At 66.9% G+C, this 26933-nt stretch carries 25 protein-coding genes; 7 read left to right on the top strand and 18 right to left on the bottom strand.

The genetic code is table 11. The annotated features are described in order from the left end of the window. The gene (locus tag ABE464_RS12980; protein ID WP_346472300.1) at positions 1-1179 is read right to left on the bottom strand and encodes a glutathionylspermidine synthase family protein; all 1179 of its coding nucleotides are present in this window, start codon (positions 1177-1179) and stop codon (positions 1-3) included. Positions 1180-1182: 3 nt separating this feature from the next. Further along, positions 1183-1746: a DUF1190 domain-containing protein gene (locus ABE464_RS12975; RefSeq protein ID WP_259262015.1), complete on the bottom strand. Its 564-nt coding sequence runs from the start codon at positions 1744-1746 to the stop codon at positions 1183-1185. Positions 1747-1950: 204 nt separating this feature from the next. Between ABE464_RS12975 and ilvD the strand changes: the two genes are divergently transcribed. The 3 genes from ilvD to ABE464_RS12960 all read left to right on the top strand — a co-directional run bounded on the left by ilvD (position 1951) and on the right by ABE464_RS12960 (position 5696). Beyond that, the gene (gene ilvD, locus ABE464_RS12970; protein WP_346472299.1) at positions 1951-3789 is read left to right on the top strand and encodes a dihydroxy-acid dehydratase; all 1839 of its coding nucleotides are present in this window, start codon (positions 1951-1953) and stop codon (positions 3787-3789) included. Positions 3790-3826: 37 nt separating this feature from the next. Next, entirely contained in the window at positions 3827-5002 is a 1176-nt protein-coding gene (locus ABE464_RS12965; protein WP_346472298.1) for a DUF418 domain-containing protein, read from the top strand. A gap of 64 nt (positions 5003-5066) precedes the next feature. Continuing rightward, positions 5067-5696 carry a hypothetical protein gene (locus ABE464_RS12960; protein WP_346472297.1) on the top strand — a complete coding sequence of 210 codons (630 nt, stop codon included), beginning with the start codon at positions 5067-5069 and terminating at the stop codon, positions 5694-5696. Positions 5697-5721: 25 nt separating this feature from the next. Here ABE464_RS12960 and dinG read toward each other — a convergent pair whose 3' ends face one another. The 3 genes from dinG to aroE all read right to left on the bottom strand — a co-directional run bounded on the left by dinG (position 5722) and on the right by aroE (position 9184). After that, positions 5722-7824, bottom strand: coding sequence for an ATP-dependent DNA helicase DinG (dinG, locus tag ABE464_RS12955; RefSeq protein ID WP_346472296.1), 2103 nt, complete (start codon positions 7822-7824; stop codon positions 5722-5724). A gap of 141 nt (positions 7825-7965) precedes the next feature. Then, entirely contained in the window at positions 7966-8328 is a 363-nt protein-coding gene (locus ABE464_RS12950; RefSeq protein WP_346472295.1) for a hypothetical protein, read from the bottom strand. 10 nt (positions 8329-8338) lie between these two features. Continuing rightward, the gene (gene aroE, locus ABE464_RS12945) at positions 8339-9184 is read right to left on the bottom strand and encodes a shikimate dehydrogenase (protein ID WP_346472294.1); all 846 of its coding nucleotides are present in this window, start codon (positions 9182-9184) and stop codon (positions 8339-8341) included. Positions 9185-9237: 53 nt separating this feature from the next. On the opposite strand from aroE, the gene ABE464_RS12940 reads away from it, so the two are divergent. After that, positions 9238-10110 (top strand): TolB-like protein, encoded by an 873-nt coding sequence (locus ABE464_RS12940; RefSeq protein WP_346472293.1) that lies wholly within the window; start codon positions 9238-9240, stop codon positions 10108-10110. Between the two features lie 65 nt (positions 10111-10175). Here ABE464_RS12940 and ABE464_RS12935 read toward each other — a convergent pair whose 3' ends face one another. From ABE464_RS12935 to ABE464_RS12920, 4 genes are all read right to left on the bottom strand, one after another. Continuing rightward, entirely contained in the window at positions 10176-10445 is a 270-nt protein-coding gene (locus ABE464_RS12935; protein WP_346472292.1) for an SHOCT domain-containing protein, read from the bottom strand. A gap of 34 nt (positions 10446-10479) precedes the next feature. Beyond that, entirely contained in the window at positions 10480-11469 is a 990-nt protein-coding gene (gene hemB / locus ABE464_RS12930) for a porphobilinogen synthase (protein ID WP_313209399.1), read from the bottom strand. Between the two features lie 39 nt (positions 11470-11508). Continuing rightward, positions 11509-12426, bottom strand: a complete 918-nt coding sequence (locus ABE464_RS12925; RefSeq protein WP_346472291.1) for a bestrophin family ion channel — start codon at positions 12424-12426, stop codon at positions 11509-11511. A gap of 134 nt (positions 12427-12560) precedes the next feature. Next, positions 12561-12809 carry a hypothetical protein gene (locus tag ABE464_RS12920; protein ID WP_019185442.1) on the bottom strand — a complete coding sequence of 83 codons (249 nt, stop codon included), beginning with the start codon at positions 12807-12809 and terminating at the stop codon, positions 12561-12563. Positions 12810-12990: 181 nt separating this feature from the next. Here ABE464_RS12920 and ABE464_RS12915 point away from each other — a divergent pair, with 181 nt between their 5' ends. After that, positions 12991-13449, top strand: coding sequence for a hypothetical protein (locus ABE464_RS12915; RefSeq protein ID WP_019185443.1), 459 nt, complete (start codon positions 12991-12993; stop codon positions 13447-13449). Positions 13450-13532: 83 nt separating this feature from the next. Here the strand turns inward: ABE464_RS12915 and ABE464_RS12910 are convergent, their stop codons facing one another. The 5 genes from ABE464_RS12910 to ABE464_RS12890 all read right to left on the bottom strand — a co-directional run bounded on the left by ABE464_RS12910 (position 13533) and on the right by ABE464_RS12890 (position 20504). After that, positions 13533-15344 carry a DUF885 domain-containing protein gene (locus ABE464_RS12910; protein ID WP_346472290.1) on the bottom strand — a complete coding sequence of 604 codons (1812 nt, stop codon included), beginning with the start codon at positions 15342-15344 and terminating at the stop codon, positions 13533-13535. A gap of 109 nt (positions 15345-15453) precedes the next feature. Then, positions 15454-16704, bottom strand: a complete 1251-nt coding sequence (locus tag ABE464_RS12905; protein ID WP_346472289.1) for a M12 family metallo-peptidase — start codon at positions 16702-16704, stop codon at positions 15454-15456. A gap of 171 nt (positions 16705-16875) precedes the next feature. After that, positions 16876-17376, bottom strand: coding sequence for a cytochrome c oxidase assembly factor Coa1 family protein (locus ABE464_RS12900; RefSeq protein WP_346472288.1), 501 nt, complete (start codon positions 17374-17376; stop codon positions 16876-16878). Positions 17377-17415: 39 nt separating this feature from the next. Beyond that, on the bottom strand, positions 17416-19644 hold the full coding sequence (locus ABE464_RS12895; protein WP_346472287.1) for a S9 family peptidase: 2229 nt from the start codon (positions 19642-19644) through the stop codon (positions 17416-17418). Positions 19645-19814: 170 nt separating this feature from the next. Next, positions 19815-20504, bottom strand: a complete 690-nt coding sequence (locus ABE464_RS12890; RefSeq protein WP_346472286.1) for a glutathione S-transferase N-terminal domain-containing protein — start codon at positions 20502-20504, stop codon at positions 19815-19817. A 106-nt stretch (positions 20505-20610) separates the two neighbouring features. Here ABE464_RS12890 and ABE464_RS12885 point away from each other — a divergent pair, with 106 nt between their 5' ends. Continuing rightward, complete coding sequence (locus ABE464_RS12885; protein ID WP_121040802.1) at positions 20611-21222, top strand: TIGR00645 family protein; 612 nt, start codon at positions 20611-20613, stop codon at positions 21220-21222. A 160-nt stretch (positions 21223-21382) separates the two neighbouring features. Continuing rightward, entirely contained in the window at positions 21383-22378 is a 996-nt protein-coding gene (locus ABE464_RS12880) for an energy transducer TonB (protein ID WP_346472285.1), read from the top strand. Positions 22379-22462: 84 nt separating this feature from the next. On the opposite strand, the gene ABE464_RS12875 is transcribed toward ABE464_RS12880, so the two are convergent. The 4 genes from ABE464_RS12875 to ABE464_RS12860 all read right to left on the bottom strand — a co-directional run bounded on the left by ABE464_RS12875 (position 22463) and on the right by ABE464_RS12860 (position 26865). Continuing rightward, the gene (locus ABE464_RS12875; protein WP_346472284.1) at positions 22463-23131 is read right to left on the bottom strand and encodes a LysE family translocator; all 669 of its coding nucleotides are present in this window, start codon (positions 23129-23131) and stop codon (positions 22463-22465) included. 263 nt (positions 23132-23394) lie between these two features. After that, the gene (locus ABE464_RS12870) at positions 23395-24579 is read right to left on the bottom strand and encodes an ABC transporter permease (RefSeq protein ID WP_070469953.1); all 1185 of its coding nucleotides are present in this window, start codon (positions 24577-24579) and stop codon (positions 23395-23397) included. Next, positions 24576-25322 carry an ATP-binding cassette domain-containing protein gene (locus ABE464_RS12865; protein WP_346472283.1) on the bottom strand — a complete coding sequence of 249 codons (747 nt, stop codon included), beginning with the start codon at positions 25320-25322 and terminating at the stop codon, positions 24576-24578. Before ABE464_RS12865 ends, ABE464_RS12870 begins: the two co-directional genes overlap by 4 nt. Positions 25323-25356: 34 nt before the next feature. Beyond that, positions 25357-26865 (bottom strand): alpha/beta hydrolase, encoded by a 1509-nt coding sequence (locus ABE464_RS12860; protein WP_346472282.1) that lies wholly within the window; start codon positions 26863-26865, stop codon positions 25357-25359. Positions 26866-26933: the final 68 nt, after the last annotated feature.

The raw sequence follows: 26933 nt of genomic DNA, 5'->3' as shown, positions 1-26933 counted from the left end.
TCAGAGGTAGATGCGCGTCGGCGCTTCGTCGATGATCGCGTGCGGTACGAAGCGGGCGCTGTCGCGGGTGATCCGGCTGTTGTCCTCACGGATGCCCATGCCACAGGCCTGATCGCCCACCACCCAACTGCCGATCAGCGGATAACCGCCATCGAACGCGGTGAGCGGATGCGCGGCCTGGCGGATTGCCGGGCCGGTGTACGGGCCTTCGCTTTCCTGCCAGCTGCCATCGGCCAGGTGCATGGCCACATTGGCGCCCTCGCGTGAGAACAACGGCTTGCGCACCCAGCCACGCGGCAGCTCGCTGCCATCGTCGAATTCGGCGGCGAGCAGGTTCGGGTGGCCACGGTGACGCTGCCACAGCAGCGGCAGCACGCCCTTGTTGCTGAGGATCGCCTTCCATGCCGGTTCCAGCAGCTGCACGCCCGAAGCGGGCAGCGCTTGGCCGAACGACTCGGTCATCAGGTCTTCCAGCGGATACAGCTTGAACAGGCTGCCGATCACGGTGTCGTCGAGCGCGGTGAAGCGCCCGTCCTCGGACAGGCCGATATCCTCGATCGCGATCGCGTCGCCGCGCAGGCCGGCCTGGGCCGCACAGTCGCGCAGGTAGGCGACCGTGCCCTGGTCTTCTTCCGACGCACCGACCGCACTGAAATACAGCGGCGGCGGCAGCTGCGCGGCCAGTTCACCGAAGCGCTCGACCAGCGCCTCATGGATGGCGTTGAACTGGTCGGCATGCGGCGGGAGCCGGTTCTGGTTGCGCTGGTCTTCCAGCCACTGCCACTGGAAGAACGACGCTTCAAACAGCGAGGTGGGCGTGTCGTAATTCAGCTCGTAGAGCTTGGCCGGGCCGCTGCCGTCGTAGGCGAAATCCAGCCGCCCGTACAGGTGCGGCTCGCGGCGGCGCCAACTGTCGGCGATCCAGTCGCGGAACTGCGGCGGGATCGCCAGCTGGTCCATCAACTGCTGGCTGCCCACCACCTCGTCCACCAGATCCATCGCCATGGCATGCAGCTCGGCGCTGGGATCTTCGATGTCCTGTTCGATCTGGCGCAGAGTGAACGCGTAGTACGCGGTTTCATCCCAGTACGGCAGGCCATCGATGGTGTGGAAACGGAACCCGGATTCTTCGGCCCGAGCGCGCCATTGGCTGCGCTCGGCGATACGCACGCGCTGCATCGATCAGCCGCCGACGCTGCTGCGGTTGCTGCTGGTGTTGCCGAAGCCGCCGCGGCTGGCGGTGACCGCCCGGTTCGGGGTGGCGTTGACCGGCGCCAGGCCGGCCTTGCCGGCGCCGATGCCGCTGGCCGTGTTCATGCCACCGGTGGACGGACCCGGGCGTGCCCAGCCCTTGGCCTTGTCCTGGTAGGCCGGGCTTGCCGCCGGCTGCTGGGCCAGGCCTGCGCCGCCACGGTTGCTGAGCATCTGCGACATGAAGAAGCCCATCATCATCGGCCCGATGAACGAGTGGCCGGTGGAGGTCTTCTGTTCCACGCACTGCTCGGCGTTGTACTCGGCCTCACAGGCTTCACGCGTGGCGTACTTGGGGGCGGCATCGGCCGACTGCTTCTGCGCTTCGGCGAAAGCGGTGCGGCAGCTGGACGGATCGCCGGTAGCTTCGGTACAGGCCTGCACCGAGGTGTAGAGCCCTTCCTGCACCTGCACGGCCTCGTTCTTCTGGCAGGCGGTGAACAGCAGCGGCGCGGCGCTCATCAGCAGCAGCGCAGTGGTCCTGGAACGTTTCATGGCGTCATGCCCCCTAGTGCGGTTATCTCCCCAATCATGCCTGATCGGGGCGAACAACCAAAACCGGCAAAGTCGCCCAGCTGAACGCGGTTTCAGGTTTTGCCCGGGAAACACCGTTGGCAACGGTTGCAAACGCAACCGGAATTTTTCGGCAGAATCGAGCTGAAACGCGCCCCCACGGCCCGCCAGATCCTGCCAGCCACCATGCCTGAATACCGCTCCCGCACCTCCACCGCCGGCCGCAACATGGCCGGCGCACGCGCCCTGTGGCGCGCCACCGGCATGACCGATGGCGACTTCCACAAGCCGATCATCGCCGTCGCCAACTCGTTCACCCAGTTCGTGCCCGGGCACGTGCACCTCAAGGACCTGGGCCAGTTGGTGGCGCGCGAGATCGAGCAGGTCGGTGGCGTCGCCAAGGAGTTCAACACCATCGCGGTGGATGACGGGATCGCCATGGGCCACGACGGCATGCTGTATTCACTGCCCAGCCGCGAGATCATCGCCGACTCGGTGGAATACATGGTCAACGCGCACTGTGCCGATGCGCTGGTGTGCATTTCCAACTGCGACAAGATCACCCCCGGCATGCTGATGGCCGCCCTGCGCCTGAACATCCCGGTGGTGTTCGTCTCCGGCGGGCCGATGGAAGCGGGCAAGACGCGGCTGTCCGAGCACAAGCTGGACCTGGTGGATGCGATGGTGATCGCCGCCGATGAAAGCGCCAGCGATGAGAAGGTCGCCGAGTACGAGCGCAGCGCCTGCCCCACCTGCGGGTCGTGTTCGGGCATGTTCACCGCCAATTCGATGAACTGCCTGACCGAAGCGCTGGGCCTGTCGCTGCCCGGCAACGGCTCGACCCTGGCCACGCATGCCGACCGTGAGCAGCTGTTCCGCCGCGCCGGACGCCTGATCGTGGAACTGTGCCACCGCTGGTATGGCGGCGAAGAGGCGGGTGCACTGCCACGCGGCATCGCCACCCGCGAAGCCTTCGAAAACGCGATGACCCTGGATATCGCGATGGGCGGCTCGACCAACACCATCCTGCATCTGCTGGCCGCGGCGCAGGAGGCGGAGGTGGACTTCGACCTGCATGCCATCGACGCGCTCTCGCGGCGTGTGCCGCAGCTGTGCAAGGTCGCCCCGAACACGCCGAAGTACCACATGGAGGACGTGCATCGCGCTGGCGGGGTGTTCGGCATCCTCGGCGAACTCGCGCGCGGTGGCCTGCTGCATACCCACGTGCCGACCGTGCACAGCCGCACCTTGGCCGAGGCGATCTCGCGCTGGGATGTCGCGGTGAGCATCGATGAAAAGGTCCACGATTTCTTCCGCGCAGGGCCCGCCGGCGTCCCCACCCAGGTCGCTTTCAGCCAGGCCACGCGCTGGCCGACGCTGGATGTCGACCGTGCCGAAGGCTGTATCCGCGCCGTCGCGCACGCCTATTCGGCCGAAGGCGGGCTGGCGGTGCTGCGTGGCAATCTCGCCGTCGATGGCTGCGTGGTGAAGACCGCTGGCGTGGACGAATCCATCCACGTGTTCGAAGGCAACGCGCGCGTGTTCGAAAGCCAGGACGCCGCCGTGCAGGGCATCCTCGCCGATGACGTGGTGGCCGGCGATGTGGTGGTGATCCGCTACGAAGGCCCGCGCGGTGGCCCGGGCATGCAGGAGATGCTGTACCCGACCAGTTATCTGAAATCCAAGGGGCTGGGCAAGCACTGCGCCCTGCTCACCGACGGCCGTTTTTCCGGCGGCACGTCGGGCCTGTCGATCGGGCATGCCTCGCCGGAAGCGGCCTCGGGCGGATCCATCGGCCTGGTGCGCAACGGCGACCGCATCCGCATCGACATTCCCGCACGGCGCATCGATGTGCTGCTCGATGACGCCACACTGGCCGCACGCCGCGCCGAACAGGACGCGCTCGGCTGGAAGCCGCGCGAGGCGCGTCCGCGCAAGGTCACCGGTGCACTGAAGGCCTATGCGTTGCTGGCCACCAGTGCTGACAAGGGCGCGGTGCGCGACCTGGCCAAGCTGGACGACTGAGGCGCGCCGCGCGGGCGGATCGGCTACGCTGCGGCGCATGATCGCGCCATCGCCTCGCCAGCCCCTGATCGACGCCCTGCGCGGCGTCGCGCTGCTCGGCGTGTTCCTGGTCAACCTGCGCTTCTTCTCGCTGGATGGGTTGCTGGATGCATCCACCCAGCAGGCCCTGCCCAGCGCCGCGCTCGACCACGTGATCCGCACCGGCATGGGCTGGGTGGTGGACCTCAAAGCGATCACGGTGTTCTCCCTGCTGTTCGGGATGGGGGTTGCCATGCAGATGGACGCCCGTGGCACAGCGGGCGTGGCACCGCACCTGCGCCGCATGGCCGCACTGGCGCTGATCGGCCTGCTGCATGCCACGGTGCTGTGGTGGGGCGACATCCTGCTGACCTACGCGCTGGTCGGGCTGCTCCTGCCGCTGTTCCGTCACCTCGGCGATCGCGCGCTGGTGGTGACCGGCGTGGTGATCGCCTTGTTCCTGCCACCGCTGCTGTCGCCATGGATGCGCGAGTGGGTGATGACGATGGCGCCGCGCGCGCAGGTCTACGGCGCCGCCGTGACGGCACTGTCCTCCGGCACGCTGGTCGAGGCCTGGTGGCAGAACCTGCTGCTCGGCAGCTGGGTACGGCTGACCAACTGGGCCCTGCTGTTCTTCGTGCTGGGCCGCTTCCTGCTCGGCTACTGGGCGGGCCGCCGTGGACTGCTGCAGTCTCCGCTGCAGCATCGGCGCAGCCTGCGGATGCTGTGCCTCGGCGGCGCGGTGATCGCCGCCGTCTTCCTCACCTTGGAAACGTGCGCGCCTGCGCTGAAAGAGCTTTGGCCTGCGCTACGCAGCGGTGTGCCGGGCTACCTGCTGCGGGTGAGCTATCGCGTCGCCCCGTTGGCGCTGGGTATCGCGCTGGCCTGCGGCTTCGCGCTGCTCTATCTGCATGCCTGGGCGGAGCGCTGGCTGCGCGTGTTCGTGCCTGCCGGACGGATGGCGTTGAGCAACTACCTGCTGCAGAGCGCGATCTGCGTGCCGCTTTTCGCCGGCTTCGGGCTGGGATTGGGGACAGGGCATGGGCTGTGGCCGATCCTCGCAGCAGCGCTGATCGTGTTCCCACTGCAGTTGTGGCTGAGCGCCTGGTGGTTGCAACGGTACCGTTTCGGCCCGGTGGAGTGGCTGTGGCGCAGCCTCAGCGAGGGGCAGCGCCTGCGGTTGCGGCGGGGGTGAGCGCTTGACCCCTTATGCATCTCTGGAAAACACTCGGTGCAGACCTCTGAACAAGGATGTGACGATGCACGGCACGCGTTCTCTGCTGTTACTGGCCTTGTCGGCCGCCGCATGTCCGGCCTTTGCCGAGGACTGCGCCGTGGATCGCGCCGCGATGCTGGCGCTGAGCCCGGAGCAGTTTGATCAGGATCTGGAAGGCGGCTGGCGGCCGATGGCGGAGAAGGCCCAGTGCCAGCTCGCTGCTGCCGATCTCATCGCGGCCTATCGTGCGCAGCCCAAGGCCGCCGGCAACACCACGATGATCTGGCATGAAGCGCAGATGCGCGCGCAGGCCGGGCAGGACGCGCAGGCGGTCACATTGATGAGGCAGACCTACAAACCTGCGCCGGATGCAGGCGGCTGGAATCCTTACGTGGATGCCAGCGTCGCGCTCATCGAAAAGGACCGCGCGGCCCTGGCCGCCGCCCGCGCGACGCTCGCAGCCCTGCCTGCGCCGCCTGGGACCAACGTCGAGAACGGCTTCTTCGACTTCACGATGCCGAGCGGGGAGGTGATGCAGGTCGCCTGGCCGCCCAATCTCGATATCGTCGATGCGTTTGTCCGGTGCTTCGGCCAGAGCTACCAGCAGGCCATCTCCCACCAGGCCTGCCGTCATCCAGACACCTCGGCCGCGCCTCACGGAAGCACCCTCTGACCGAGCTGCCAGGAAGTACTCAGCGCTACCCGATCACCCGCTTGAACGGCGGCAGTGAATCGATGATGCGCTTGCCGTAACGGCGGGTCAGCAGCCGCGAGTCGAGGATGATCACGCGGCCGGTATCGGTGGAGGTGCGGATCAACCGGCCGGAGAACTGGGTCAGCGTGCGCAGGGCGTGCGGGATCGCGATCAGGTTGAAGGCGTTCAGGCCGCGGCTCTCGAACCACTCGCTCAACGTGGAGGTCTGCGGATCGGTCGGCACGGCGAACGGCACCTGGGTGATCACCACCGTGGTGCAGGCTTCGCCCGGCAGATCGAGGCCTTCGCCGAAGGAATTCAGCCCGAACAACACCGAGCCCTCCCCGGCCGAGGTGCGCCGCAGATGCTCGTCGATCATCTTCTGCTTGGCGGTTTCGCCCTGCACCAGCACCTGCTTGCGCTGCGCGGCCGGCATCAGCTCGGCCACCTTTTCCATCTTCCAGCGCGAGGTGAACAGCACGATGCTGCCCTTGCCCCAGTCCAGTTCCTTGACTAGGTACTTGGCCACTTCCCTGGGGTGACCTTCCTTGTCATCCGGGGTCACCGGAAACGCCGGCACGATCAACTGCGCCTGGTTGGGCAGATCGAACGGCGAGGCCAGCGAGACCATCTCGGCCTCGGCCGGAATGCCGTTGTCGATCGCCAGTGCCTGGAAATCGCCACCGCCGGTGAGCGTGGCCGAGGTCATCACCACCGAGTCCACTTCATCCCAGAGCAGCTTGCGCAACACGTTCGCGGCCGAGATCGGTGAGCCATGCAGAATCAGATCGCCATCGCGCGAGAGCGTGATCCAGCGCGCGGTCGGCGGCTGGCCCTCCTTGTCTTCGCGGCGCCAGCCGGTCCACAGGTTGTGCTGCTGCTCGATCATCTCCAGCGCCATGCCGAGGTTGCGCTGCAGGCGCTCGCGCGCGGCGTCCTCGGGCTTGCCCTTTGCGACCTGCGTCAACGCGGCATGCGCCCAGTTGAACAGCGCGCGGGTGTCGTCGGCGATGGCCTCGATGTCCGGCATCCAGATGTCCGGCAGGCGGCCATTCGGAGCGCGCCACATCGGTTCCTGCGCGGACGGGTCCGGTCGCCAGCTGCGGTCGATCACATCGCGGAAGGCCTTGAGCTGCTTGCTGACCTTGGCGGCGGCCTCGATCGCCTCGTTGGGCAGCAGGTTGCCGAGCTTGTCCTTGTCCACCGCGCGGTAGGACGCGGCGATCAGCACCTGCAGGCGGCCGGTGCGCTTGGCCATTTCGTCCAGCGCGAGGCTGGCCGCGCCCTGGTCGATGGCGACGTTGCCGATGTGATGCCCTTCATCGAGCACCAGCAGCATGTCCGACGGCGGAGCGATCAGCGGCTGGCCGTTGTCGCTCTCGCCGATCGACAGCGCCGACAACAGCAGCGCGTGATTGGTCACCACGATCTGCGCCTCGCGCACGGTATTGCGCGAGCGCAGCACCGCGCACTGCGCCGAGTACGCGCACTTGCGCCCGGCACAACCGGAGGCCGGCGTGGTGATGCGCGAGCGCAGCGTGTTGCTGATCGTCTCCGGGGCATTATCCAGGTCGCCGTTCCAGCGGCCTTCGAGGAAGGCCTTGCTCAGCGACTGCGCCAGATCCATCTCGATCGGCGCCAGCGGGCGATCAAACAACGGCTGCTCGTCGTCGAACATGCCTTCCTGCGCGCCATCGCCATGCGCTTCAGCGGCGTTGCGGGTGCACAGGTAGCGGGTGCGGCCCTTGGCCAGCGCCACGGTGGCTTCGATGCCGGTGGCCTTGAGGAAATTGGGGATGTCGCGCTCGACCAGCTGCGACTGCAGCGCCACGGTGCCGGTGCTGATCACCAGCTTCTTCTTGGTCGCCAGTGCGATCGGCACGCCCGCGGTCAGGTAGCCCAGCGACTTGCCAACGCCGGTGGGCGCTTCGACCACGCCGACGCCGCCACTGTGCGAGAGCGCACGCGACACCACGCCGATCATCTGGCTCTGCGAGCGCCGGGTACTGAAGCCGGGCGTATTGGCCTGCAGCTTGGCGTAGGCGTCGCGGATGCCGGCCTTGAGTTCGTCGTTCAGGGCGCGGGGGGCTTCAACTTTTTCGGTCACGCCGGGGGACTGCCTGACTGGATCACGGTCCCCATTTTCTCACGACCGGGGGGCCGTGACCGGCGCCAGTTTCCGCGCCGGTTCATATCCGTGACGCGGTCCACGCCGTACGTGTGGACCGCGACAGGCAGCTGCGCCTGCTCAGCGCGGCGGCAGCGGAGGAGCCGGTTGAACGGCACGGCCACGCAGCGCGCGGGTCATCGCCCAGACCAGCAGGACCAGCGCAAGCGCCTCGAACAGGTTGAGCGTGAAGTGGCCGACGCCGAGCATCGTGGACATCATCTGCAGATTTCCGTAGTTGCCCTGCTGCACCAACCACATCGGCACCAGGTTCAGCACCAGGCCGGCCAGGGTGGTCAGCGCCAGCAGGCCCAACGCGCTCAAAGCCACGCTGCGGATCGCACCCCGCGGGGTATCCACCACCCAGACCACCGCGACCGCCAGCGCGATCAGCACCGGCAGGCGCCCGCCGACCATGGTCAGCATCGAAATCAGAAGATCCATGTCCACCGGCTCAGTCCTCGCCAGCCAGCGGGGCCAGCTGGGTACGCAGCTCGGTGTAGACCGCATCGGTCTGTGGGCGCACCGCGTGCCACTGCAGGAAGCTCTCGGCGGCCTGTTCGACCAGCATGCCCAGCCCATCGACGATGTTGCGGCAGCCGGCCGAGCGCGCCCACGCGGTGAAGGCGATCGCGGCCTCGCCGTAGTTGAGGTCCACCGCGGTGGTCATGCTGTTGACCAGCGACAGCGGCAGCTTGAACTCCGCGGCGCGGTCGCGGCCGGCCGAGGTGGCGTTGATGATCAGCTCGAAATCGCCCAGCTCGCGGATGTCTTCCCAGTAGCGGGTGATCGCGCGGCCCGGCTCGCCCATCGCATCGATCAGCGCATCGGCACGTTCCGGGGTGCGGTTGACCACGACCAGTTCCAGGATGCCTGCATCCAGCAGGGCCGGGGCCACGCTGCGGGCCGAGCCACCGGCGCCGATCAGCAGGGTGCGGCGGCCGCGCAGGTCCAGCCCGTGGCGGTCGGTGAGGTCACGGACCAGGCCGATGCCATCGGTGGTGTCGCCGTGCCAGCGGTCGCCCTTGCGCAGAAGCGTGTTGACCGCACCGGCGCGGCGCGCGCGCGAGGTCAGCGTGGTGCACAGCGCGAAGGCGGCTTCCTTGTGCGGCGCGGTGATGTTGGCGCCCACGCCGCCTTCGGCGGCAAAGGCCTCCAGGGCCGCCAGGAACTCGCCCGGCGATGCCTCGATCGCGCGGTAGTCCAGCGCCAGGCCTTCCTGCCGGCCGAACGTGGCATGGATGTGCGGCGACTGCGAATGCGCGATGGGCTGGCCGAATACGGCGTAACGGTCGGTCATGGGTTGTCCTGCTCCGGGCCTAGAATGGAACGCAAACCCCAACGGACGCGATGATGCGCATTCCATTGTCTCTGCTCGCGCTGAGCGCCAGTTTACTCTGCACACCCGCCGCGATGGCGCTTTCCGAATTCGGCATCGAAGGCATGGGCGTGGTCTCCACCAAGGCCAACGAGGCGCAGGCCACGATCGCAGCGGATGGCCAGCGCATCGTCTGGGCGAGCGACCGACCCGGCGGCCGGGGCGGCTGGGACCTGTGGCAGGCGGTGCTGCGTGATGGCCGCTGGCAGGACCCTGCCCTGCTCGCGCTCAACAGCGCCAACGACGAGCGCGACCCGTACTTCAGCCACGATGGCCGCTGGCTGTACTTCGCCTCCAACCGCAGCGGCGGCCAGGGTGGGTTCGATCTGTACCGCGCCCCGGTGGCCACCGATGGCACGATCGGCGCCGTGCAGCCCCTGCCGGCGCTCAACACGCGCGACGACGAACGGGCGCCCGCGCTGCGGCCGGATGGCCACACGCTGCTGTTCTCCCGCAATGGGAAACAGACCCAGGGCGGCTTCGATCTGTATCTGGCGCCCGTGCAGGGTGAGGGACTCGGTACGGCGCAGGCCCTGCCCGCGCCGCTCAACACGGCCGCCGACGAACTCGGGGCGGCGTGGCTGGACAATGACGGCGCCTTGGCGTTCACCCGCGCGAGCGACGGGCATTCGCAGGTCTTGCTGGCGAGCTGCGATCACCGCCAGGCGGCGGTGCCGCTGACGCTGTCATTCAATACCGCCGGCGGCCAGACCGGCGCGCCGGTGGTGGACGCGTCCAAGCCTTCGGAGATGGTCCTGGCTGGCATGGCACGCGCACCGCGTGCCGGCGGGCTGGATCTGTACCGGATCAAGGCGCCGACAGCGCCGCGGGGCATGGGCTGCGGTTGACGCTGCGGTCGCCGAAAGGCTGCCACGCATGGCGTGGCGCTACCCGTGATCGTGCTGGCCGAGCACTAGTGCGCCTGCAGCAGCGCCGCGCGTTGCTGCTCGTACTGCGCTTCGCTGATCTCGCCGCGATCCTTGCGCTGGTTCAACGCGGCCAGCTGTGCCTGCAAGGCGGGCGACAGCTGCGCCTCACGGGCGATGCGGGCGGCGGCGGAGGGTTGCTCCGGTGCCTGCCGCGCGGCGCGGCGCACGCCACGGATCACCAGCCCGATCACCACGGCGAAGGCCAGCACACCGGCCGTCCAGGTCACCCACTGTAGCCATCCCATCGTCTGCATCATCGTCGTCCTGTATCGGGGTGGGCGCGTATTGTCAGCGCTCGCGCAGCCAACGCGCCACCTGCGGGGCGAAATAGGTCAACACGCCATCGGCGCCGGCGCGCTTGAAGCCGATCAACGACTCCATCACGCAGGCCCGCTCGTCCAGCCAGCCATTGGCGAAGGCCGCCTTCATCATCGCGTACTCGCCACTGACCTGATAGGCGAAGGTCGGCACGCCGAACTGCTGCTTCACCCGGCGCACCAGGTCCAGGTAGGGCATGCCCGGCTTGACCATCACCATGTCCGCGCCCTCTTCCAGGTCCAGCGCGATCTCACGCATGGCCTCGTCGCCGTTGGCCGGGTCCATCTGGTAGGTCTTCTTGTCCGCCTTGCCGAGGCCGGTGGAGCTGCCGACCGCGTCGCGGAACGGGCCGTAGAACGCCGAGGCGTACTTGGCCGAGTAGGCCATGATCCGCACATTGACGTGGCCGGCGGCATCGAGCGCACGGCGGATCGCACCGATGCGGCCGTCCATCATGTCCGAGGGCGAAATGATGTCCACGCCCGCTTCGGCATGCGAAAGCGACTGCTTGACCAGCGCCTCCACGGTAATGTCGTTGAGCACGTAGCCCTTGTCATCGATGATGCCGTCCTGGCCGTGCGTGGTGTACGGATCCAGCGCGACATCGGTCATCACGCCCAGCTCGGGGAAGCGCGACTTCAACGCGCGGATGGCGCGCTGTGCCAGGCCGTTTTCATCCCATGCCGCCGCGGCATCGAGCGACTTGCCGGCCGGATCGATCACCGGGAACAGGTCGATCACCGGGATACCCAGTTCCAGCGCCTCTTCCGCCACCTTGAGCAGCTCGTCGATGGACAGCCGCTCCACGCCCGGCATCGAGGCCACCGGCGCGCGGCCGGCCAGCTCGTGCACGAACACCGGGTAGATCAGGTCGTCGGTGGTCAGCGTGTTCTCGCGCATCAGACGGCGCGAGAACTCGTCGTGACGCATGCGGCGGGGGCGGTAGTCGGGGTGTGCCATGAGGAACTCCGGAACGGAATGCAGGAAGGAGTGCAGGAACTACTGCAGCAGGTATTGCCGCGGTTGCAGCGGCTCGGGCAGCGGCTGGACGCCCAGGCTGTCGAGCAGATCGATTTCGACGGTACGCACCATCGCATCCAGCGGCAGGTCGTTGGATTCCAGCCCGAACGGCTCCTCCATCTCCTCGCCGAGCTGATCCAGGCCGAAGAACGCATAGGCGAGCACGGCCGAGACCACGGGAGTGGCCCAGCCCAGCGAGCTGGCCAGGCCGAAGGGCAGCAGCACGCAGAACAGCCAGGCGCAGCGGTGCAGCAGCAGCGTGTAGGCGAACGGCAGCGGCGTGGTCAGGATGCGCTCGCAACCGGCCTGGATGCTGGACAGCGCATGCAGGCGCGTTTCGAACTGGGTGTACAGGAACGGATCAAGCTGGCCGGCGCGCAGCGCCTGGGCGAGATCGGCGGCGATCATCGCCAGCAGCTGGTCGGGCGCGTTGAGGCGCTGGCCGAACCGCGCGCGATCGGCCTCGGGCACCCACGGCAGCGCCGCCAGCGCCATGTCGCGGCCACGCAGGCGGGCGGCCAACGCATGCGCGAAGCCGATGCACAGCCGGCACACGCGGTCGCGCAGCGCAGGATCGTCGACCAGCAGCGCCTGGCACAGGCGGGCCAGGCTGCGTGATTCATAGATGAGCTGGCCCCACAGCTTGCGGCCTTCCCACCAGCGCTCGAAGCAGGCGTTGTTGCGGAAGCTCAGGAAAATCGACAGCACCAGGCCCAGCAGCGTGAACGGTGCCACCGACACGCGCTCGATGCCCGGCGGATGCCACAGCTCGGCCAGGGCAGCCACCGCGATCGACAGCAGCAGGATCGCCAGCACCTTCGGGGCCACCGCCGGAACGATGGAGCCGCGCAGGATGTAGAGCAGTTGCCAGCCGTGGGGACGAGGACGAATGATCATCGGTGCAGGGAGAGCGCCCGGACGGGCGTGGACCGCCGGCAGAGCCGGATGCGGCAGCCGGCCATTCTACGCCGATGGTACCGGGCGGCCGTGAGCTGCGACGGTCGGTCGCACCCGGGCCGCGCACGGGCCGCTCAGATGATGCCGCCACCCAGCCCCAGCCGGACGATGCCCACCACCACCACGATGCCGTTGAGCACCAGCCCGGTCCAGGCCCGGCCGCGCTTGCTGGCGTGGGTGAACAGGATGCCGATCGCGGCGATGACCGCGCCCACTGCTGCGAACGGGATCAGGAACCAGTTGCCCCAGCCCAGCAGCGGGATCAGGGCCACAATCATCCAGAGCAGCGCGACGATGCCCCACAACAGACTGATCAATCCCATGCCCTGCTCCTTGAGGTGAATGCGTGGCCCACCATAGCGGTTCCCGGCGCAGGCGCAAGCGCCGGCGAGACGCCGTTGGCGGGGGCCTCACCGGGCCGGTGTTAGGGTGCGCTGGCAGGGGTTGGGACCGATTCAGTCGCCAGCGCCGATCATCCCAGCCATCACACACAGGGGTAACGCCATGAACATCCGATGCGCTGCATTGCTGGGCCTGGCGCTGCTCAGCGCCGGCTGCGCCAGTACCTCCAAGGTCATGCTCGGCCAGGCGCGCGCGCCGGTCGATCCGGCCACGGTGCAGATCTACTCCACCCCGCCGGCGGGGTCACAGGAAATTGCCCAGCTCGAATCGGCCAGCGCAGTCGGTTTCGGCACGCAGGGCCAGACCGATGCCGCCGTCATGCGCCTCAAGCGTGAAGCGGCCGCCCTCGGGGCCAACGGCGTGATCCTGATGGGCGTGGGCTCCAGCGGCTCGCCCGTGGGCATGTCTGTCGGTGCGGGCAGCTACGGCTCGCATGTCGGCGGTGGCGTGGGCATCGGCATTCCGACCACGCAGAAGCGCGCGGCCGGTGTGGCCATCTGGGTCCCGAATCCGCCGCCGGCGCCGCGCCTGCCGACGCAGACGATCACGCCGCAGCGGTAACGAAGGCCACGGCAGGCCACGGCCGCTGGTCGTGGCTGCTGGGATAGCGCACCGACCAACGGTCGGTGCCTACCGCAAACGCGTCAGCGCTTGACCGCGTTTTTGTACTTGGGCACGAACACATCATTGACCGCCTTGGCCAGCTGGTCCGGCGGCAACAGGCCCTGGTCGAGCAGGAAGTTGTTGAACGCCAGCCGGTCGAAGCGATCACCCAGCGCCAGCTCGGTCTGCATGCGCAGCTCAAGAATGCGGGTGTAGCCGTAGAAGTAGCTGCCTGCCTGGCCGGGCATGCGCACCATGTAACGGTCCAGCTCCTGGGTGGCCATCGCCTTGGACAGGCCGACCTCATCGATCAGCACGCGCTCGGCGTTGGCCCGGTCGATCAGGCCGAGGTTGAGCATCGGATCGAGCATCGCGCGCGCGGCACGCAGCAGGCGGAACTGCAGCGCGATGAGCTGCCCGTCCAGCGGCTCGTACGGCACCATCTCCGCTTCGGCATACAGCGCCCAGCCTTCCACGTTGACCGAGTTGAACGCGAACATCGTGCGCGCCAGCGAGATGCCGCGCTCGACCATCGCGGTGAACTGCAGTTCGTGACCCGGGCGCCCTTCATGCGCGCTCAGCGTCCACGCGGCCGAGCCGAAGTTGAAATCGTCGTACTGCGCGGCCTTGTCGCCCGCGGCCGGGTTGCCCAGCGGCAGCACGAAAGTGCCCTGCTGCCCGGTGTTGCCGACCAGCGGCGCCGGCAGGAAATGCGGTGCCGGCGAGGCAGCGCTTTCGGCGGCCGAACCCAGGCGCATCTGCATCGGACGCTGCGGCACGTCGACGATCTTTTCCTTGCGGATGATCGGGTCGATCGCATCGATCACGCCGCGGTAGTGGTGCTCGAGCTGATCGTCGGGAATCTTGTCGCCCTTGAGCGCACGCACCACCGCCACCGGATCGGTGGTGTCGGTGACCTTCAGGCCCTTGGCCTGCACCACCAGCGGCGCCAGCTGGCGCATCGCCGAGCGGGTCTCCATGAACTCCAGCTGGGCACGCTGCATCAGCAACGCCGGGGCGATGTCGATGCCCACGCGCTTGAGCTGGTAGGCGTACAGCGGCTCGGGCAGGCGCGCATCGGTGCGGGCCTTGGGCAGCACCGAGGTACGGGTCCAGTCGCGGTACTCACGCAGCTGGGTGGCGATGGTCTGCAGCGCCTGCTCGGCACCGGCCACCTTGTACTTGCCGAACAGCTGCTCGATGCCGGTGATGTAGGTATCCACATTGGCCAGCGACTGCTCGACTTCGATCTTCGTCGGCTGCAGCAGGCTCTTGTCGCCCAAGCGCTCTTCGTAGCGCTGGCGCGACAGCGTGGTCACCGGCTGCGTGCCCGGGGCAAGCCCGGCGTAGGCCTTCAGGCGATCCAGCGCCTTGGCGCGGCGCTCGGCGGGCACCTGATCGGAGAGCAGCAGGTTGAGGCCGCTGAACACCGTCTGCGGGGTATCGCTCCACGGCAGCAGGTATTTCTCGTTGAGTTCGCTGCCTTCGATGTTCTGGTTGGCGGCGGCGATCATGATCGCCAGGTCCTGACGGACGTTGGGATCGCGCTCGGTGGCGAGCTTGGCCTGCAGCTCACCGCGGGCCTTGGTCATCGCCGCGCGGTAGCGGGCACCGTTGTCGGGGCCGAAGTCGGCCACCTTGTCGTCATAGCCCGGCACGCCGAAGAAGCCGGTCTCTTCAGGCTGGAACGGGCCCTGCGCATCGAGCAGGATCTGCGCCAGCTGGTTGCTGCGGGTGACCCAGGCGGGCGAAGCGGCGGGCTTGGCGGCAGCCGGGGCGGCCAACGCCGGCGGGGCCGACAGCGCGGCGGGAACGGACAGGGCCAACGCAACAGCAAGGACAAGCGGCTTCATGCAGGAACTCCAGGGCAGGATGCCTGCGACCCTACGCACTTGGCGGGTCGGGGGCAATTGGCCGGAGGTCATGGCTTGATTGTTAACCTCCCGGCCCGGGTCAGTCTGCTCACGGGTCTGGATAGAATGCAGCTATTGTGGCTCGTGTCTCATTCAACACGCGGACGTTGTCATGCAGACGCGCCGTTCCAGCCGGCAATCCGTTGTGGCTCACCCGCGGAGATGACCAGCGGTTGACCCGTCCGCATGCACGATCACTGCAATCGTAAGCCATCACTGTCCTCCACCGGTCAAGTGTATTCAATGGTGATTGATAGCCATGCCCGTATTGGAATTTTGGAGGGCTGATGGACGCGTGTGCAGGATCATGGTCGGCGCCCAAGAGGTGGCCGATTTCATGGGCGAGGCTGTTGATCTCATTAGGAAGGCAGCGACGTTCAACCACCGCAAATGCCGTTTCCTTCGTTGCCAGAAGCCGTTGTGCTTGACCGCAGACGGATTCCGGATCTTTCGTGTCGATGATCATCAGCATCAAATCCGCCTTTTCCAGATGCCTCATCCTATGCACCAGCCAGAGCGGGCCGTTAGAGCCCAGAACAAGGTCATCCAGCGTCTGTACCACGCTGGATTCAGCGTAGCCGGGCAGCGCATTTCCAGCCCGCTGTAGTTCAACCCGAATACCGCTAGCGAGGAAGCCAGCAGTTGCGTGTTCGACCGCTCCCTCCATCATTCTGAAAACCTGCTCCCTACCGTTGGCAAGCGCACCATTTCCGTACCCAAAAGCCACGCGTATCGTCGATACCGCGGTTGATGGGGAAGCAGCCTTATCCAGGATGAGCGGGTCCGCCGGATAGGGATCACGCACCGTGGGTGCTTCATTGGGAACCCGGCGCAGATCGATGCGCACCAGTAGATCCCCAAACAGCTGATACAGCAAATGGCCACGTGAAAAACTGGACATGAGGTCGCCGTTGCCCAGCTCGGTGATTTCAACAGTGCTCGACATTCCCCCAGGCCCCCGCACGCCGATGATCGTCCCTGCCCACAGTTGCCGCGACGTGGGCGAGCGCTGGACATCATGCGTGCTGACATCCGCCACATATAGAGGAACATCTTCCGGCTCTCTGGCGATCAGGGGCGTGCGCTCGATAATGAACACGTCGTCGAACAGATCGACCTGGATCCGATCGGACGCCAGTGCCGTGCGATCTACCTTGACCCGGCGCACCCAGTCATACATTCCGCCGGCATAGTGCTTGCGCGCCTCCAGCCCGGGATCCCACCCACCAGTGGGAACCTCGATGAACGGTAGCGCCGCAAAGGTTGTCGGCGCTAGAAACAAACCACACAACACAGCCATCAAGCCACTCAAGATTCGTTCCACCGCTCCACCTCGCCCGCAGCATTGCCCAAACGGGCAGGTGCATCGAGACTAGAGACCGCGGGTACGCAGAACCCAGCGTGGCATCACGGTATCAACGAAAACAGCAGTCATTGCGAATCCAGAAGGCAGCAACGTCAGCTTCGCCTCTCAAAGACTGAGCGACGGCGGACACTCGCCCTTGGCGCGGCACTCAGCCAACGCACAGCGCTCGGCCGCCTCGGCATCATCCAGCGCGGTCAGATCGATGGCCTCGTTGGCATCGGTGACCACATACAGCATCGGGTAGTCCCAGTGCTCGCCACTACGCTTGGCGTTGAGGAACAGGCGGCCCTTCCCTTGTGGACCGCTCACGCCGATCACGAACTGGCTTTGCCCATTGGAATGCATCGATCCCGCCGGCAGGTAGCCATCACGCAACGGCTCACCGAGGGCCTCGACCAGCTCGATGTTGCAGCGCGCGCGGCGCATGGCCTCCTGGTAGGGCGTGCTGGATTTGCTCCAGTACGCCCACTGCGACAGCGCGAACCACACCGCCCCCGCTGCCGCCGCAATGCCGACCACCACCGCCACTGGCATGGCCCAGCGCCAGTGGCGTCGCCACCAGCCGGTGGGCACGGTGGTACCAGGAAGTGCGGGCGGCAATGTCATCGGCAAACTCCTTGTCAGGCCGGTGGCAGGAACGGGGGATCAGGGCGCCAGGCAGCGCCCCAGGAAGTCCTCGGCCAGGCGGTAGCGGTGCAGCGCGTTGCTGCCCGACAGGCCGTGCTTGGCACCGGGATAGGTCATCAGTTCAAACGGCTGGCCGCGCTTCTGCAACGCGCTCATCAACACGGTGGAGTTGGTGAACAGCACGTTGTCATCGGCCATGCCGTGGATCAGCAGCAGCCGCGAGCGCAGGCCGTCGATATGCGCCAGCACGCGCGCTTCTTCATAGCCCTTCGGGTTGTTGCCCGGCAGGTTCATGTAGCGCTCGGTGTAGTGGGTGTCGTACAGGCCCCAATCGGTCACCGGTGCACCGGCCACGCCGCAGGCGTAGCTGTCCGAGGCCTTGGCCAGCAGCATCAGGGTCATGTAGCCGCCGTTGGACCAGCCCTGCACGCCGATGCGCGCCGGGTCGACCCACTTCTGCTGCTTCAGCCAGGCCACGCCGCGCAGCTGGTCGGCCACTTCCACGGTGCCCTGCACGCCGTACAACGCGCCGCCGAAATCACGGCCGCGACGTGGGGTGCCGCGGTTGTCCAGCGAAAACACTACGTAGCCCTGCTGGGCCAGGTACTGGTTGAACAGGTGATCGCCACGGCCGGGCCAGCTGTTGGTGACCGTCTGCGAGGCCGGGCCGCCGTAAACGTAGACCACGACCGGATAGCGCTTGGCCGGATCGAAACCGGTCGGCTTGATCAGGCTGTAGTGCAGTTCGGTCTTGCCGTCGGCGGCGGTCAGGGTGCCGAACTCGACCGGGCGCTGCGCATCGAGATAGCGCGCATACGGATGCGCCGGGTCTTCAAGATTGTTCTCGACCAGGGTGGCGATCTTCTCGCCGTTGGCCCGGTGCAGTGCGATCTGCGGCGGCGTGTTGGTATTGGACCAGCTGTCCACGTAGACGCTGGCGTTGCGCGCGAAACTGGCAGTGTGCATGCCCGGGGCCTGCGACAGACGCTGCGGCGCGCCGCCTTGCAATGACACGGCGTACAGCTGGCTTTCGCGCGGGCTGTCCATGCCGGCGCGGAAGTAGACCTTGCCGGCGTCTTCTTCCACGGCCAGCAGCTCGTCCACCGGCCAATTGCCGGCGGTCAGCGCGGTGACGGTCTTGCCGTCGTCGGAGATGCGGTACAGGTGCTCGAAACCACTGCGCTCGGACGACCACACGAAGCCACCCTGCTTGAGGAAGCGCAGGCTGTTGTGCAGCGGCACCCAGGTCGGCGAGGTTTCGGTCACCAGCGTGCGCTGCTGGCCGCTGGCCAGGTCGGTCTGGATCAGTTCGAGCGTCTTCTGGTCGCGCGACTGGCGCTGGAAGGTCAGCTGCTTGGGGTCGCGCCAATCGACGCGGGCCAGGTAGATATCGGGGTTGCGGCCGAGGTCGATCCAGCGCGGCTTGGCGTTCTGGCGGGGGGCGATCACCGCCAGCTTCACGGTGACGTTGTGATCGCCGGCGGCCGGGTAACGCTGCTCGATCATCTCGGTGCGGTCGGCATACATCTCGTAGCGCTTCTGCACCGGCACCGGCGATTCATCGATGCGGGCGAAGGCGATCGCCGAGTCATCCGGCGCCCACCAGTAACCGGTGTGGCGGTCCATTTCCTCATCGGCGACGAACTCGGCCACGCCATTGCCGATGGTGTCGCTGCCATCGGCGGTGAGCTGGATCTGCTGGCCGCTGGCCAGGTCGATCACCCACAGGTTGCGGGCGCGCACGAAGCTGACGAAGCCGCCCTTCGGGGAGAGCTTGGCATCGGTGGCGAAGCCTTCACCGTGGGTGAGCTGGCGCACCGCGGCCTTGCCCTGCTTGCTCAGGTCGTACAGGTACAGCTCGCCGCCGAGCGGGAACAGCAGGGTGCGCGCATCCGGCGACCACTGGTAATCCACGATGCCGGTCATCGCGGCGATGCGCTGGCGCTCGCGGCGGGCCTTCTCGGCGTCGCTCAGGGTTTCCGTGCCGGGCAGCACCACCTTGGAATCGACCAGCAGATGGGTCTGGCCGCTGGCGATGTCGTACGCCCACAGGTCCAGCTGGTTGCGGTCCGCATCCTTGCCGCGCAGGAAGCTGACCTGCGAGCCATCCGGGGCCACCTTGGGCTTCATCAGGGTCGGGCCGGACAACGGCAACGGGCCGGTGATGGCATCCAGGGTCAGTTTTTCAGCGTGGGCGATCGAGGTCGAGGCGAGCATCAGGGCGAGCGAAGCAAACAGGTGGCGCATGGAGGGTTCCGGCAGCGTCTGGGCAGTCCCCGGCCAGGGAAATGGCACGGGGAACGCTTCATCCTAACCAAAACCGCTCCGATCGTGCCGGGGATGGCGGGCATCCTGCCGCGCCAAGCGTGCTGGCAAGCCGGCCAGCGGCCGGCACGACCGGGCAGGCGACCAACGCGTCAGCGCTGGCCGAACAGGTGCTTGCGCTCTTCTTCGCTGAGCGGCTTGCCGGCCTGCGGGTTCACCTTCTCGCGCAGGGCATACGCGCGCCGGGTGGCCGGACGGGCGGCGATCGCGTCATGCCAGCGCTTGAGGTTCGGGAAGGCGTCAAAGTCCACCGGGAGCGTGTCGTAGGCCCCGATCCACGGGTAGCTGGCCATGTCGGCGATGCTGTAGTCATCGCCGCCGAGGTAGGCACTCTGCGCCAGGCGCGTGTCCATCACCCCGTGCAGGCGACGCACTTCGTTGTTGTAGCGCTCGATCGCATAGGGAATCTTGTCGGGCGCGTAGACGTTGAAATGGCCCATCTGGCCGCTCATCGGGCCGAGTCCGGCCATCTGCCAGAACAGCCATTCCAGCACGGCCACCCGGCCGCGGCTGTCGGCCGGCAGGAAGCGACCGGTCTTCTCGGCCAGGTACAGCAGGATCGCGCCGGACTCGAACACGCTTTGCGGGGCCCCGCCGTCGGTGGGCTGGTGGTCGACCAACGCCGGCATCTTGTTGTTGGGTGAGATCGCCAGGAACTCGGGCTTGAACTGATCCCCGGCGCCGATGTTCACCGGCTGGATCCGGTACGGCAACCCGGTTTCCTCCAGCATCAGCGTGACTTTGTGGCCATTGGGGGTAGGCCAGTAGTACAGATCGATCATGGCGAGGGCTCGCGGACAGGGAATACCGAGTCTAGTCCGTCACTCGGCTTGGCAGGGTCAAGCCGGACCGTTACGCTGCGCCGTCCCCGCAACGCAGCATTCCAGCATGAGCTCGACCTCGAAATCCCCCAACGCCCTGTCCACCCTCATCTTCGCCTCGCGCTGGCTGCAGGTGCCCCTGTACCTCGGCCTGATCCTGGCCCAGGGCGTCTACGTGTTCCTGTTCGGCAAGGAGCTGTGGCACCTGCTGCACCAGGCCAACCAGATGGGCGAGCAGGAAATCATGCTGCTGGTGCTGGGCTTGATCGACGTGGTGATGATCTCCAACCTGCTGGTGATGGTGATCGTCGGTGGTTATGAAACCTTCGTCTCGCGCCTGCGCCTGGAAGGTCACCCGGACCAGCCGGAGTGGCTGAGCCACGTCAACGCGAGCGTGCTGAAGGTGAAGCTGGCGCTGTCGATCATCGGCATCTCCTCGATCCACCTGCTCAAGACCTTCATCGGTGCCGGCAACCTGGGCGCCCTGCCCGCCTGCAACAGCGAGGCTTACCTGAAGGCCGTCGCCGCCGTGGGCGATGTCATCAAGTGCTCCACGATGACCTCCGACGGTGTGATGTGGCAGACCATCATCCACGGTGCCTTCATCCTCTCGGCAATCGGCATCGCCTACACCGACAAGCTGATGAGCGGCACGCCGAGCAAGGCGCTGTCCCACTGAGGATGCCCCCCCTGCCCTGACCGCCTGGCTCCCGGGCCGGGCAGGGTGATGCTAGATTGCACACCTGCGGGTCCGCCGTGGACGTCGGGAAACGTCCATGGCCTTCGGTCGGCCTGACCGCATCAGGCCCTACGTATCGTCGTCTTCAAAGGGGAGTTGGATGTCGCACGTCAAGACTCATGGCCCGGCGCGGCTGTTCGCGCCGATGATCCTGCTGGTGGCCCTGTCCGCCTGCTCGGGCAAGGACGAGACCGCACCGGCCACGCCGGCGGCCCCGGCATCCCCCACTGCGGCCCCGGCCGCACCGGCGGTGTCGGCCAAGGTCCAGTCGATGGGCACCGAGGAACTGCGTGAGCTGGCCAGCAAGGCGCTGCGCGAGAACCGCATGTATGCCCCGGCCGGCGACAACGCCATCGAGTATTACCTGGCGCTGCGCGACAAGACCCCGGATGACGCCTCGGTCAAGAGCGCGCTGACCGATCTGCTGCCCTACACCCTGATTGCCGCCGAACAGAACCTGGGCCGCGAGGACTTCGCCGAAACCCAGCGCCTGGTCGCTCTGATCGAAAAAGTGGACCCGACCGCCCCGGCGTTGCCGCGCCTGAAGCAGGGCATCAGCGGAAGCATGCAGACCGCCCTCAAGCGCACCCAGGAAGAGACCGACAAGGTCAAGAAGGACGCCGAGACCCGCGCCAAGCAGCTGGTTGAACAACAGCGCCTGGCCCAGCAGCAGACCACCGAGGCCGAGGCCGCGCGCCAGATTGCTGCCCAGCAGGAAGCCGCGCGCCGCGATACGCAGGATGCGGAGCGCCAGGCCGCCGCCCGTCGCGAGGCCGAACAGCGCCAGCAGCAGGCGGCTGCCCAGCAGGCGGCGGCGACCCGCCAGGCCGCCGCCGCACCGAGCCTTCGCCCGGTCAGCACGCCCGCCCCGCGCTACCCGGCCGACGCCCTGCGCTCGGGCACGTCGGGCGAAGTGCTGGTCGAGCTTACGGTGGGCACCGATGGCTCGGTGACGGCCGCCCGCGTGCTGCGCGCCACCCCGGCCCGCGTGTTCGACCGCGAAGCACTCAATGCCGTCAAACGCTGGAAGTTCGAACCGGTCGGTGCACCGGTCACGACGCGCCGTACGCTTGCCTTCGCGCCGGAAGGCGGCTGATCGCGGCGCAATGGCGTATAACGAAAGGCCCGGAGCGATCCGGGCCTTTCCTGATTTCAACGGTGGCGCATGGAGTTACTGCCGCTACAGGACAGTCGCAGGTTCTTCCACCGCCATGGCCGCGGGCAACCCATCGCTGACGAGGTCACGCCCGGATATCACCACGCCTAGCAGGGCAATCAACATCAGCAGCGCGCCTGAGACGCGCAGCATCGTCCGGTGCACGTTTGGCTTCACCAACCGCCGGACCAACAGGCAGACCGTCATCAGCGTGGCGAAGTCCAGCACGATCCACAGCACGGTCAGCAGCGCCAGGCTCGCCGTGGGCCGGGGCGTGATCTCCAGGAACTGCGGAAAGAATGATGCGAAGAAGATGATGTCTTTGGGGTTCGAGATCGACATCACGAAGCCCTTGGTGAAACTCCCCTGCGTCGCCACCGGCATGGCCGCCGTCTCCATCCTCCCGGCATCGCGCAGCATCTGCCAGCCGAGATAGCCGATGTAGGCGGCGCCGCCGCCTTTGAGCAAGGCAAACACCGTCTCATTGATGGACAGCAACCCTTGGACGACCAGCATCGACAGCGCGATCAGTACCAGGGAGGCAACGTTGGTGCCGGCAATCGCCCGAAGTGCCTGCTTCGGTCCACCGGCAATGCCGGTGCCCGCCACGAACACAGCGACAGGGCCTGGCATGGCGATCATCACGACCACGCTGACGACGTACAAGGCGAGAAGATTGGCATCGATCTGCATGGGCGGGCACCGGTTCGATCAGAGGGATGGCCCTCGGAACGGCGACGTGAGCGGGCTCTCTCTCCGTCTCCGAAAGCACATAACCTATCAATCTAGCCGGACCGCATCGCGGTAAGGGCAGACCTTTTGGTAGTGCAGCATCTGCGAGGGATGCCATCTGTCGTATCCAGCATGGACCGCGCTTCACCCGGTCAAGCGGTAGGGGTCGCTGTTGTCATGCGAGTCCCTAGTAAAGAAGGGCCCCTTGCGGAGCCCTTCATGCATCAACCCGAAATCGCCAACCGCTCCTGGTGGTAGCGACGCACCGCGGCGTACCAGAACAGGGCCGCAAGCCCGAAGCCCGCGCCGAGGTAGACCGCCCACATCTGCGGGCTGATCGCTTCGTGGCGGATGATTTTGAGCAGCATCTGGTTCTGCGCCAGGAACGGAACCGCGAACTGCCACAGCTCACTCTTGATCGGGTACACCATCAGCGCATACCCCGGCAGCATCGGCAGCAGCATCAGCCAGGTCATGTGACTCTGGGCTTCCTTCATGCTCTTGGCCGCCGCCGACAGGAAGGTCAGCAGCGAGGTACCGATGAACAGCATCGGCAGCATGATCAGCAGCATCTGCAGCATCGGCAGGAAGCCCATGTTGAGCTGCCGGCCTACCCCGCCCGAGGAAAGCTGCGCGCTGATCTTGAAGGCGGCCAGGGTCAGCAGCAGCGATGCGACACCGACGGCGCAGGCCGCGGCAATCTTGCCGCTGACGATCGCACTGCGCGGTGCCGGGGTGGCGAGCAGCGGCTCCAGCGATTGCCGCTCACGTTCGCCGGCCGTGGTATCCATCACCAGGTAGGCGCCGCCCAGGAACGAGGTGATGGTCAGCAGGATCGGCAGCAGCACCGACAGCATCATCCCGCGCTTGGCTTCGGCGGTCGCCAGGTCCTGCGCGGCGACGTCCAGTGGTCGCGCGACCTGTGCATCGATGCCTCGGGCCAGCAGGCGCAGGGCGCCGACCTGCTGGCTGTAGCCGCCCAGTGCCGCCTCCAGGCGACTGCTGGGAATATCGGCGGCTCGGCGGGTGCTGTCCTTGATGATCTCCACCAGCGCCGGGCGGCCGTCGGCCCAGTCCTTGCCGAATTCCGGGCTGATGCGCAGCGCCACATCGATACGCTGGCTGCGGATCGCCTCGGTGAGGTCTTTTGGTGCCTCGGTTGCATTCAGACCCTGCGATGCCAGGAAACGCACCAGATTGGGGGCATGCTCGCCGCCGATCATCGGAATTTCCAGCGGCTGCTCGATCTGCGTCTTCACCCGGCTTTCGGCCAGCTTGCTCATGCCCAGGATCAGTACCGGGTACAGCAGTGGCCCCAGCAGCAGCGTCAGCGCGAGCGTGCGGCGGTCACGGGAAAGGTCGCGCAGTTCCTTGCGCATCACGGTCAACAGCGTGGCGAACGAACTCATGCGTGCAATCCCTCTTCGGTACCGATTGCCTTGACAAAGGCATCTTCCAGGTTGGTTTCCCCGGTCTGTGCGCGCAGCTCATCGGCGCTGCCGGCCGCCATCACCGTGCCCTGCGCGATGATCACCACGTGGTCACACAGCGCGGCCACCTCCTGCATGATGTGGCTGGAGAAGATCACGCATCGCCCCTCGTCGCGCAGCCCCCGCAGGAAGCCACGCAGCGCGCGCGTGGTCATCACGTCCAACCCGTTGGTGGGCTCATCCAGGATCACGTTGCGCGGGTCGTGCACCAGCGCGCGTGCGATCGCGGTCTTGGTGCGCTGCCCCTGCGAGAAGCCTTCGGTCTGGCGATCGAGGATGTCGTCCATCTCCAGCGCCGTGGACAGCACCTTGGTGCGCTCACGGATCCGCGCCGCACTCAGGCCGTGCAGCTGCCCGAAGTAGGCGATGTTCTCGCGCGCGGTCAGGCGCTTGTAGACACCACGCGCGTCCGGCAGCACCGCCAGCTGGCGGCGCACTGCGACCGGGTCCACCGCCGCGTCGATGCCATCGACCAGCACGCGGCCCTGGTCGGGCGCCATCAGCGTGTACAGCATGCGCATGGTGGTGGTCTTGCCGGCGCCATTCGGGCCAAGCAGGCCGGTGATGCGACCGTCTTCGGCCTGGAAGCCCACGTCCTGGACCGCCTGGATCAGGCCGGTCTTGGTCTTGAACGCTTTGTGCAGATTCTCGGCGACGATCATGCGCGCACCTCCCCGGTGCGGTGCGAAGTACGGTTCATGGGGCCCATCCGTTGAACGAGGTGAAGGCGGGCACCGGGCTGAGGGTGTCCAGGCAGGTGGCGTCGAGCGATTTCGCATCGGCGGTGTCGATGAACTGGCCGAGGATGCGCGGCATGCAGCCGGCGTTGATCGTCCCGTGGCCCTGCCCCTTGGCGAGCAGATGACGTCCGTTGGGCAGCTGCTTGACCACCTGCTCGGCGTACCGCGGCGGCGTGACCGGATCGAACTGGCCCGACAGCAGCAGCACCGGCAACGTCGAGGCAAACGGCGCGGTGAAGTCCTTCGGCCGCGTCCCGGCGTTCCAGGCCGGGCACGCCGCGAAGAACATACGTGCCACTTCCGGGCCGAGCACGCGGTCACCCTGCGCGCCTTCCTGGTAGCGATCAGCATCTTCAGCACACAGCACCGACCACTGCATACCACGGCTCATCTGCACGCCGAGGGTGCGGCTGGCCATTTTGCTCAGCGACATCAGCGGCGCGTAGCGGCCCTGTGCGGCTTCATCCAGCATGACCGGCAGCAGTGAGGACAGCTCGGGCATGTACGAGAACATGAAGGCCAGGGCGGTGACCGAATCGGCGGTCAGCACGCCATGCTCTGCCTGACCGGTGCCCGGGTTGCGGTAGTCGACCTCGACCGGCGCCTTGGCCAGGGTCGCCATGACGTTGCGCAGCTGGGTGCGGGTATCCACCGGGAAGCGTTTGGCGCAGACCGGATCCTGGCGGCACTGCGCCGACTGCAGGGTGATCGCGTCTTCAAACGTGTTGGCGAAATCACCGCCGACCACCAGGTCGTTGGGCACGACGCCATCGATCACCACCGTGCGGGTGTGCTGCGGATAGCGCGCGGCATACTGCTGCGCCACGCGGGTGCCGTAGGAACCACCGACCAGGTTGACCTTGTCCACGCCCAGTGCCTTGCGCACCGTATCCAGATCAGCGATGGCTTCGGTGGTGGTGTAGAAGCGGGTGTCGGCCCGGCCGGTCAGCGACTGCGCGCACTGGCGGGCATAGTCTTCGATCAGTGTGGTGCTCGGCGCCGCGTTCTCGTCCAGCGGCAGTTCCTTGCCCTGTGCATCCAGGCAGGTGAGCGGATTGGACTTGCCGGTACCGCGCTGGTCGATCAGGAAGATATCGCGCTGCTTGCGCACGTCACGAAGTGCCATGTTGACCGGTGCGGCAACCTCCGTGGCGGCCTGGCCGGGGCCACCGGCGAGGAAGAAGACGGGATCGCCCTTGTCCGCGCCATCGTTGCCGGCGCCGAGCCAGGCGATGTTCAAACCGATCTTGCGACCGTCCGGTGCCGCCGGGTTCTCCGGCACCTGCAGCGTGGCGCACTGGGCTTCGACATTCGCGCTGGCCTGTGCGCTGGTGAGGGTGCATGGCTGGAAGGCCAGCGTCCCGTAGAGGCGCTCTGCCGCTTTGGGCGTCGCCTCCGGGGCAGCCTGGCAGGCAGCCAGCAGCAGCACTGCTGCGCTGGCCAGGGGACGGCAGGGAAGTCGCATGGTCGATCTCGTCCTGGAGTGAAGGGTCTCAGCATGCCATGACGACCGGGCGCCGCGGATGTGACTAC

Source organism: Stenotrophomonas sp. TWI587 (genome assembly GCF_039674145.1).
Classification (GTDB): domain Bacteria; phylum Pseudomonadota; class Gammaproteobacteria; order Xanthomonadales; family Xanthomonadaceae; genus Stenotrophomonas; species Stenotrophomonas maltophilia_AY.
This window is presented reverse-complemented; position numbering and strand designations above follow the sequence as displayed.

Coding starts and splice junctions, on each gene's coding strand:
- hemB (WP_313209399.1), bottom strand. CDS start 11,469: ATGGCACACCCCGACTACCGCCCCCGCCGCATGCGTCACGACGAGTTC.
- ilvD (WP_346472299.1), top strand. CDS start 1,951: ATGCCTGAATACCGCTCCCGCACCTCCACCGCCGGCCGCAACATGGCC.
- ABE464_RS12890 (WP_346472286.1), bottom strand. CDS start 20,504: ATGATCGATCTGTACTACTGGCCTACCCCCAATGGCCACAAAGTCACG.
- ABE464_RS12870 (WP_070469953.1), bottom strand. CDS start 24,579: ATGAGTTCGTTCGCCACGCTGTTGACCGTGATGCGCAAGGAACTGCGC.
- ABE464_RS12875 (WP_346472284.1), bottom strand. CDS start 23,131: ATGCAGATCGATGCCAATCTTCTCGCCTTGTACGTCGTCAGCGTGGTC.
- ABE464_RS12910 (WP_346472290.1), bottom strand. CDS start 15,344: ATGAAGCCGCTTGTCCTTGCTGTTGCGTTGGCCCTGTCCGTTCCCGCC.
- ABE464_RS12950 (WP_346472295.1), bottom strand. CDS start 8,328: ATGGATCTTCTGATTTCGATGCTGACCATGGTCGGCGGGCGCCTGCCG.
- ABE464_RS12975 (WP_259262015.1), bottom strand. CDS start 1,746: ATGAAACGTTCCAGGACCACTGCGCTGCTGCTGATGAGCGCCGCGCCG.
- ABE464_RS12940 (WP_346472293.1), top strand. CDS start 9,238: ATGCGCATTCCATTGTCTCTGCTCGCGCTGAGCGCCAGTTTACTCTGC.
- ABE464_RS12860 (WP_346472282.1), bottom strand. CDS start 26,865: ATGCGACTTCCCTGCCGTCCCCTGGCCAGCGCAGCAGTGCTGCTGCTG.
- ABE464_RS12905 (WP_346472289.1), bottom strand. CDS start 16,704: ATGGCTGTGTTGTGTGGTTTGTTTCTAGCGCCGACAACCTTTGCGGCG.
- ABE464_RS12895 (WP_346472287.1), bottom strand. CDS start 19,644: ATGCGCCACCTGTTTGCTTCGCTCGCCCTGATGCTCGCCTCGACCTCG.
- aroE (WP_346472294.1), bottom strand. CDS start 9,184: ATGACCGACCGTTACGCCGTATTCGGCCAGCCCATCGCGCATTCGCAG.
- ABE464_RS12880 (WP_346472285.1), top strand. CDS start 21,383: ATGTCGCACGTCAAGACTCATGGCCCGGCGCGGCTGTTCGCGCCGATG.
- ABE464_RS12900 (WP_346472288.1), bottom strand. CDS start 17,376: ATGACATTGCCGCCCGCACTTCCTGGTACCACCGTGCCCACCGGCTGG.
- ABE464_RS12960 (WP_346472297.1), top strand. CDS start 5,067: ATGCACGGCACGCGTTCTCTGCTGTTACTGGCCTTGTCGGCCGCCGCA.
- ABE464_RS12980 (WP_346472300.1), bottom strand. CDS start 1,179: ATGCAGCGCGTGCGTATCGCCGAGCGCAGCCAATGGCGCGCTCGGGCC.
- ABE464_RS12885 (WP_121040802.1), top strand. CDS start 20,611: ATGAGCTCGACCTCGAAATCCCCCAACGCCCTGTCCACCCTCATCTTC.
- ABE464_RS12925 (WP_346472291.1), bottom strand. CDS start 12,426: ATGATCATTCGTCCTCGTCCCCACGGCTGGCAACTGCTCTACATCCTG.
- ABE464_RS12915 (WP_019185443.1), top strand. CDS start 12,991: ATGAACATCCGATGCGCTGCATTGCTGGGCCTGGCGCTGCTCAGCGCC.
- ABE464_RS12935 (WP_346472292.1), bottom strand. CDS start 10,445: ATGCAGACGATGGGATGGCTACAGTGGGTGACCTGGACGGCCGGTGTG.
- ABE464_RS12865 (WP_346472283.1), bottom strand. CDS start 25,322: ATGATCGTCGCCGAGAATCTGCACAAAGCGTTCAAGACCAAGACCGGC.
- ABE464_RS12920 (WP_019185442.1), bottom strand. CDS start 12,809: ATGGGATTGATCAGTCTGTTGTGGGGCATCGTCGCGCTGCTCTGGATG.
- ABE464_RS12965 (WP_346472298.1), top strand. CDS start 3,827: ATGATCGCGCCATCGCCTCGCCAGCCCCTGATCGACGCCCTGCGCGGC.